Annotated in this window: 7 protein-coding genes; 3 read left to right on the top strand and 4 right to left on the bottom strand. The window is 68.1% G+C overall.

What is annotated here, in order from left to right; translation table 11 throughout:
- On the top strand, positions 1-514 hold a 514-nt coding region (locus MVA01S_RS12540), incomplete at its 5' end, for a TetR/AcrR family transcriptional regulator (protein ID WP_060941605.1).
- A 369-nt stretch (positions 515-883) separates the two neighbouring features.
- Positions 884-2341 (top strand): hypothetical protein, encoded by a 1458-nt coding sequence (locus tag MVA01S_RS12535; RefSeq protein ID WP_003930539.1) that lies wholly within the window; start codon positions 884-886, stop codon positions 2339-2341.
- 20 nt (positions 2342-2361) lie between these two features.
- Here the strand turns inward: MVA01S_RS12535 and MVA01S_RS12530 are convergent, their stop codons facing one another.
- From MVA01S_RS12530 to MVA01S_RS12515, 4 genes are read right to left on the bottom strand one after another with little or no spacing between them, the layout of a single operon-like run.
- Positions 2362-3240: a TIGR03619 family F420-dependent LLM class oxidoreductase gene (locus MVA01S_RS12530; RefSeq protein WP_003930538.1), complete on the bottom strand. Its 879-nt coding sequence runs from the start codon at positions 3238-3240 to the stop codon at positions 2362-2364.
- Positions 3240-4412: a thiolase family protein gene (locus MVA01S_RS12525; protein WP_003930537.1), complete on the bottom strand. Its 1173-nt coding sequence runs from the start codon at positions 4410-4412 to the stop codon at positions 3240-3242. Before MVA01S_RS12525 ends, MVA01S_RS12530 begins: the two co-directional genes overlap by 1 nt.
- A gap of 2 nt (positions 4413-4414) precedes the next feature.
- Complete coding sequence (locus MVA01S_RS12520; protein ID WP_003930536.1) at positions 4415-5470, bottom strand: thiolase family protein; 1056 nt, start codon at positions 5468-5470, stop codon at positions 4415-4417.
- Between the two features lie 8 nt (positions 5471-5478).
- A complete protein-coding gene (locus MVA01S_RS12515) occupies positions 5479-6471 on the bottom strand; it encodes a Zn-ribbon domain-containing OB-fold protein (RefSeq protein WP_174538905.1) in 993 nt (330 codons plus the stop codon).
- Positions 6472-6567: 96 nt separating this feature from the next.
- Between MVA01S_RS12515 and MVA01S_RS12510 the strand changes: the two genes are divergently transcribed.
- Positions 6568-7599 (top strand): LLM class F420-dependent oxidoreductase, encoded by a 1032-nt coding sequence (locus MVA01S_RS12510; RefSeq protein ID WP_003930534.1) that lies wholly within the window; start codon positions 6568-6570, stop codon positions 7597-7599.
- Positions 7600-7608: the final 9 nt, after the last annotated feature.

The raw sequence follows: 7608 nt of genomic DNA, 5'->3' as shown, positions 1-7608 counted from the left end.
TGACCTGGCGCTCGCCGGTGGGCCCGCCGCGGCGACGGTGGACGCGATCGCCAGACGCGCCGCGGTCAGCCGCACGACGATCTACAAGTGGTGGCCGTCAGCTGCGGCGATCGTGTTGGAGGGGCTGCTCGAGGCGGTGCGCGAGTCCATCACCCGGCCGCCGGGCAGCACGTCGGTCGAGGCCGTCACCCACCACGTCGTCGCGCTCAACGCGCTGCTGGCCGACCCCGCGACCGGACCGGTGCTGCGCAACGTGATCGCCGCGTCGCCGTCGGACCCCGCGATCGAGCGGGCGCTTCTGGACCAGTGGATCCTGCCGCGCCGGGCCGCGGTCGCGGCCACCCTGCACGAGGCGGTCGCCCGCGGGGAGCTGCGCGCCGACGTCGACGTCGAGGTCACCGTCGACGCACTGGTGTCGCCGCCGTACTACCGGTTGGTGGCGGGGATGTCGCCGCTCGACGGCGACGCGATCACCCGGTTGGTGCAGACGGTCTGGCGAGGCTGCCTTCCGTAGCGTCGTCCGTCCCTCTCTTCTCACTTGTCGGCATGCGATCTGATGGCAAACCCGTGCGCCGTGGACGGCCGCTTGCGGCCCGGCGGTGCCCGGCGGCGGCCCCGTATTTTATCGAGTTCGCTGACACAGCGAAGTCATGGACAGGTGCTGGTGAGGCCTGGTCGGGTGTTTGAATGCGGGAAAAGAGTCCTTAACTGCTCAAACATCAACGATTCGGGCTATGGGAAGTTTGCTGCAGCGAGTACAGCAATGTGTGCATAATGCACCATGAAGTCGCCTGTCAGACGGTCCTTACGGGTATACCCGGCTCCGGTGCCGGTCGGCCAGGGCTATCGGAGCGATGTTGCTGTCCGGTTACTCCTCGTCGCAGTGATCTCGCTGGTTGCGCTGGACGTGGTCGTGCATGGCGCCGCGGCGACCGTCGACGGGGTGTCGTACCTGTCGATGGCAGAAGGTTTGCGCCAGTCCGAGTTCACCCACTGGAGCGGTGCCGCCAGCGGCCTCTGGCCCTACGGCTACCCGGCCGCGCTAGCCACCCTCGGCGCCAACGCGCGGGCAATGGTCGACCTCGGGTTCGTCCTGCAACTGGGGGCGCTGGCCGGGGTGGCAACGTATGTGGTGCTCATCGCCCGGCGGCTGGACGCGTATCGGCCGTCCGGTGCGTACCTGGTCGGGGCGGCGGCCGTGCTGGCCAGCCCGGTGGTGGTGGATTCCACTCCGCTGTTGGAGTCGGAAATGCTGTTCACCTTCCTGGTGCTGGCGTTCTTCTACCACGTGGTGGTCGGGTGTCTTCTCACGCAAGAGCCGCCGCGGCGAAGCGATCTGGCAATGGGCGTGGCGGCCGCATTCCTACTGCCGAACATCCGTTTCATCGGCGTGGCCGCACCCCTCGGACTGGCCGTCGGCGCGGTCGTGCTTCTGGTTCTCCGTGACCAAGGCGCCCGCGTGCTGGGGCGCCGTGCCGTGGCGCCGATCGTCGGCGGTGTCGCCGGGACGGTGAGCGCGATGCTGGTCAACCTCGTGACAGCGGGCACCGCGACCGGCGGGCTGGTTCCGCAGGTCGACGTGCTCCGCAAGACGGTGATGTTCTCGGCGGCGACGTTCTGGCAGCTGCTCGTCGCCCGGTGGCACTTCCCGCTGTTCCGCTACGAGGTTGTTGCCGGCGCGGTACTGGCCCTCGTGCTGACTCTGCTGGCGCTGCGATTGGCCCGCGCGGCCTGGCACGCCGACGACGCGGCCTACCGGCGTTTCACCGTATGGGCATGGAGCGGGATCGGCGTGTACGCAGCGATTCTCTACTGGAGAGCGGTCACCACCCTGGTAGACCCGATCTCTCCACGATTCCTGCTGCCGGTCCTGCCCGTTGCGGTGCTGTGGCTGGTCTACACCTACGTTGTCGCGGCCGGCACCGGACGGCCGTCCGGTGTCCTCCGTGCCGGCCGACTCGGCGGGAAGATCGTCATGGTGGCATGGCTGGCGGGCCTGGTGCTTGTCGTCACAACAGATTTGGTGCGGGCGGACCGCGAAGGAGACCTCGGCGCGATACAGCTGGGCGGCCAGGACCACGACTGTTTGGCGCGCATCGCGGACGCGCCGGCCGCCGCCCGCATCTCCAACAACGCCGCGCTGATCTGGCTCGCCACCGACGGGCAACTGACAGCCAAGCAGGCGAGCTACGAAACAGGCTCACCCAACGAGTTCTACTTCATCGACACCCTCGGGCATGCGGTCGGCGATGTGCCCGAGGAGATCCTGGCCGGTACCGCAGGCAGCGTCCTGTGCAGCGGGGACTACCTGGTGGTCGAACACCGGACCCGCCCGAACTGACAGCGGGCGACAGCAGGCCGTCAGTCCTGCCAGCCGGAGTGGATATAGGTGTCGGCGAAGCGCTTGAGCGAGTCCTTCTTCTTCTCGATCGGCGCGTCGAAGCTCAGCCCGTCGAACACCCACGGGATCACGATGTTGTCAGTGACACCGGCTTCAGCGAGCTCACGGTGCCCGTCGACGCCGAACTTGTCGATGCACACCGCCTGGAACTCGAACGGTGCCTCGGCGCGCCCGTACTCGGCGCGCAGCGCGTTGATCGCGGTGATGGTCTCGGCGAGCTGCTCGCCGGTCATCATCGCGCTGGTCCACCCGTCTCCGACCCGGGCTGCGCGTTTGAGCGCCACCTCCGTGTGGCCGCCGACGTAGAACGGCACCGGCACTGTGGGCGCCGGACTCATCTGAAGGCGGTCGAAATCGAAGAACTCGCCGTGAAACTCCACCATGCCGCCGGCCAGCACGAGCTTGATCACCTCGATCATCTCGTCGACCCGCTTGCCCCGCCTGGCGTAGGGCACGCCGCACCACTCGAATTCCTCGGGTGCCCAGCCGATCCCGACGCCGAACCCGAACCGGTTGCCGGTCAGGTTGGCCACCGAGCCGACCTGGCGCGCCAACAGCAACGGGTTGCGGGACCCGAGCTTGAGCACGTTGGTGTAGAACCGCAGCGTCGAGGTCGCCGCGCCCATCGCGGCCGCCGCGATCAGCGGATCGACCCACGGAGTCTTTTCGTCCCACATCCGGGAGCCGTCCGGGGTGTAGGGATAGTCCGCGGACTGCTTCTCCATGTAGAACAGGGAGTCGGGCAGCGCTATCGCGTCGAATCCGACTTCTTCGGCCGTCCTGGCGATCTCGATGAGCTGGTCGACCGGACCCATCGCGACGCTGCAGGTGTACTTCATCAGGCCGGCTTGTCCGAACTGACCACCCACATCGAGTAGTACTGTGCGCCACCGCCGTAGGCGTGACCGAGGGCCTTTCGGGCACCCTTGACCTGGTGCGCGCCGGCCTTGCCCATCACCTGGATCGCGGACTCGGCGAACCGGATCATGCCCGAGGCGCCGATCGGGTTGGACGACAGCACGCCACCGGACGGGTTGAACGGGATCCGCCCGCCGATCGCGGTCTCACCCGCCTCGGTGAGCTTCCAGCCCTCGCCCTCCTGCGCGAATCCCAGACTCTCCAGCCACATCGGCTCGTACCAGGAGAACGGCACGTACACCTCGGCCACGTCGATCTCGTCGATCGGGCTCTCGATGCCGGCCGACTTCCACAGCGCGGCGGCGGCATCTCGGCTGGCCTGCGGGTTGACCTGATCCCGGCCCGCGTAGGCCAGCGGCTCGGTGCGCAGCGCGGTGGCGTGGATCCACGCCACCGGATGTCCCTCGGCGACACGGGCGTCCGCGCTGGCCTCGTCTCCGATCACCATCGCCGCCGCCCCGTCGGAGGACGGGCACGTCTCGTCGTAGCGGATGGGATCCCACAGCATCGGGGACTCCATCACCTTCTCCAGCGTGATGTCGGCTTGCTGCAGATGGGCCAGCGGGTTCTTGGCCCCGTTGAGCCGGTCCTTCACCGCGACCATCGCGCCGATGTGGTTCGGCGCCCCGGAGCGGCGGATGTAGGCGCGCACGTGCGGGGCGAAATACCCGCCTGCACCCGCGCCCACCGGCTTGGTGAACGGCACCGGAATGCTCAGCGCCCACATGGCATTGGATTCGGACTGCTTCTCCCACGCCATCGTCAGCACCCGGCGGTACTTGCCGGCCTGTACCAGGCTGGCGGCCACGATCGCGGTCGATCCGCCCACCGAACCCGCCGTGTGCACGCGGATCAGCGGTTTGCCGCTGGCGCCTGTCGCGTCGGCCATGAACAGCTCGGGCATCATCACGCCCTCGAAGAAGTCCGGCGCCTTGCCGACCACGACAGCGTCGATGTCGGCGAGCGTCACCCCGGCGTCCTCAAGCGCACGGTCGATCGCCTCGCGGACGAGGCCGTTCATCGACACGTCCTTGCGCTTGGCCACGTACTTCGTCTGTCCGGTGCCCAGGACGGCGGCGAGTTTCTTACTCATCGTTACTTACCCTCCAAGACCGCGACCAGGTTCTGTTGCAGCGCAGGCCCGCTCGTGGCGTGGGCCAGCACGCGCGAGGCGTTTCCGTCGAAGATGTGCCGGGCCGCGAAACCGATGCGTTCCAGGCCTGCCGAGAACATCGGGTTGGCCGCCAGCGCACCGCCCGACGGGTTGATCTTCGTCGCACCGGACAGGCCGATGGCTTCTTTGAGGATCAGCTGCTGGTGGCTGAACGGCGCATACAGCTCGGCGATCTCGATTGACGAGGTGTCGCCGCCGGTGGCCGCGGCCGCCGACGCTGCGGTCGACGGCGACACCGTCAAATCGCGCGCACCCAGCACCGGGGTCTCGATCCGGTGCTCGATCCCGGCGATCCAGGCCGGGCGCTCCCGGAGTTCACGGGCGCGGTCCCCGGCGGCCAGCACGATCGCCGACGCGCCGTCGGTGATCGGCGCGATGTCGTGGCGGCGCAATGGCTCTGCGAAATACGGACGCTCCAGCAACTCCTCGACGCTGGTGCCCGGCTCCAGGCGGTCCACCCGCGGCGACGCGGCCTGCGCGTCCAGGGCGACCTGGGCCATCTGTTCGGCGGTCCACTTGCCGGAGTCCAGCCCGAAACGCGCCTGAAGCCCGGCCATGCTCACCGAGTCCGGCCACAGCGGCGCGACGGTGTACGGGTCTGTCTGCAGCGCCAGCACCCGGCGCAGGGTGCCGGCCGAGGACTTGCCGAACCCGTACACCAGGGCGGTCTCGACCTCGCCGGTGAGGATCTTGATGTAGGCCTCGTACAACGCCCACGCCGCATCCATCTCCACGTGTGACTCGTTGATCGGCGGCACCGCGCCGATCGAGTCGATCGCCGAGATGAACGAGAATGCCCGCCCGGCAAGGTAATCGGATGATCCCGAGCACCAGAAACCGATGTCGGACTTGGTGATGCCCAAATCGTCGTAAATCGATTTGAAGCACGGCATCAGCATCTCGACGCCGTTGGTGGTGCCGTCGGTGCGGCGCACGTGCGGTGCGTGCGCGAACCCGACCACAGCTACTTCAGTCATGTCCGTCCTCAGAGGTGATGCTTGTAGGTGTCGTAGTCGGCGTCGGGCTCACCCGTCGGCTTGAAGTACTCGATGTTGTCGATACCCAGGCCCCACTGGTCCTCGGGCTTCCACACCGCCTGCACCCGCATGCCCATCCGGACCTTGTCGGCCTCGATGTCCGAGACCAGGTGCAGCACCGGGATGTCCGCGCCGTCGAGCAGCACGTACGCGGCGACGTACGGCGGTTTGATGCGCTGACCGGCGAACGGGATGTTGATGATCGCGAACGTCGTCACGGTGCCCTTGTCGGGCAACTCGACAAACTCGTCCAGCGGCCGTCCGGTCGTCGGATTGGCCTCGCGCGGCGGGAAATACACCTTGCCGTCGGCCCCGGACCGGGCCCCGAGCAGCTTGCCCTGTTCAAGGGCGCGCAGGAACGCGCTCTCGGGCTGCGATGCGGTGTGCTGAATCTCGATCGTGCTCGGTGAGACGAGCATGGTGACCGGGTCGAGACCCTCCGGCGGCGGCGGGACGTCCTCGGGCTGGTCGCCGAGCGCGAAGTAGGCGATGTCGGTGATCGCGCCGACTGGCTCGTCCACCCAGTGCGCGTGCACCCGCGCGCCGGTGCTGACGGCCTCGGGTCCGTCGGCGGCCACCGCGTGCAGCAGTGGGGTGTCGGCGCCGTCGAGCTTGATCAGGGCCCAGGCGAACGGCCGGTCCAACGGCTGACCCTCCAGCGGCTCGGGCTGCCATGTCCACGACAGCACCGTTCCGACACTGGCCACCGGTACGATCTCGGTCAATTGCTCCCAGGTGACGGGGTCGTACTCGGCGGGCGGGACGAGCACCCTGCCGTCCGAGCCGCGAACCCCGACGATGCGCCGCCCCCGCAGGGCGGTGAAGAACTCACCCAGGAGTGGTCCTACTGAACGGGTGTAGTCGAATGCGAGCTTCAGCGGCGCGGAAAGCGGCGGCTCATGCGGATCGATCTGCACCGGGCTGCTTTGGCTGGTGGTCACGGCATCGAGTAGAACAGGTTCTAAGAATGGTTTCAAGGAGCGGGCCCGGCGGCCCGGAAGGACGGGTGCCGTGAAGCAGCGGGAGGGGTGGCGGGAATGAAGCTAGGTCTGCAACTCGGTTACTGGGGCGCGCAGCCTCCGACCAACCACGCGGAACTCGTCGCCACCGCCGAGGAGGCCGGCTTCGACACGGTGTTCACCGCCGAGGCGTGGGGCTCGGACGCCTACACCCCGCTGGCCTGGTGGGGCCGCGAGACCACCCGGATGCGGCTCGGCACGTCGGTGATCCAGCTGTCTGCACGCACACCGACCGCGTGCGCGATGGCGGCGCTGACGCTGGATCACCTGTCCGGCGGCCGGCACATCCTCGGCCTCGGTGTCTCCGGCCCGCAGGTCGTCGAAGGCTGGTACGGCCAGAAGTTCCCCAAGCCGCTGGCCCGCACCCGTGAATACGTCGACATCCTGCGTCAGGTGTGGGCCCGCGAGGCCCCGGTGCGCAGCGACGGCCCGCACTACCCGCTCCCGCTGACCGGCGAAGGAACCACCGGGCTGGGCAAGAACCTGAAGCCCATCACCCACCCGCTGCGCGCCGACATACCGGTGATGCTCGGGGCCGAGGGACCCAAGAACGTCGCGCTGGCCGCCGAGATCTGCGACGGCTGGCTGCCGATCTTCTACTCGCCGCGTATCGCCGGGATGTACAACGAATGGCTCGACGAAGGGTTCGCCCGCCCGGGTGCCCGGCGCACCCGGGAGACGTTCGAGATCTGTGCGACCGCGCAGGTGGTCGTCACCGATGACCGCGCCGAGATCATGGAGTTGATGAAGCCGCACCTGGCCCTCTACATGGGCGGAATGGGCGCCGAGGACACCAACTTCCACGCCGACGTCTACCGCCGGATGGGGTACGCCGAGGTGGTCGACGACGTCACCAAGTTGTTCCGCAGCGACCGAAAAGACGAAGCGGCGAAGGTGATCCCCGACGAACTGGTCGACGACTCGGCGATCGTCGGCAACCTGGACTACGTCAAGGAGCAGATCAAGGCCTGGGAAGCCGCCGGCGTCACCATGATGGTTGTCGGCGCCCGCTCGCCGGAACAGATCCGCGACCTGGCGGCGCTCGTCTGACCACCTGAC

The organism is Mycolicibacterium vaccae NBRC 14118 = CIP 105934 (assembly GCF_001552715.1).
GTDB lineage: Bacteria > Actinomycetota > Actinomycetes > Mycobacteriales > Mycobacteriaceae > Mycobacterium > Mycobacterium vaccae.
This window is presented reverse-complemented; position numbering and strand designations above follow the sequence as displayed.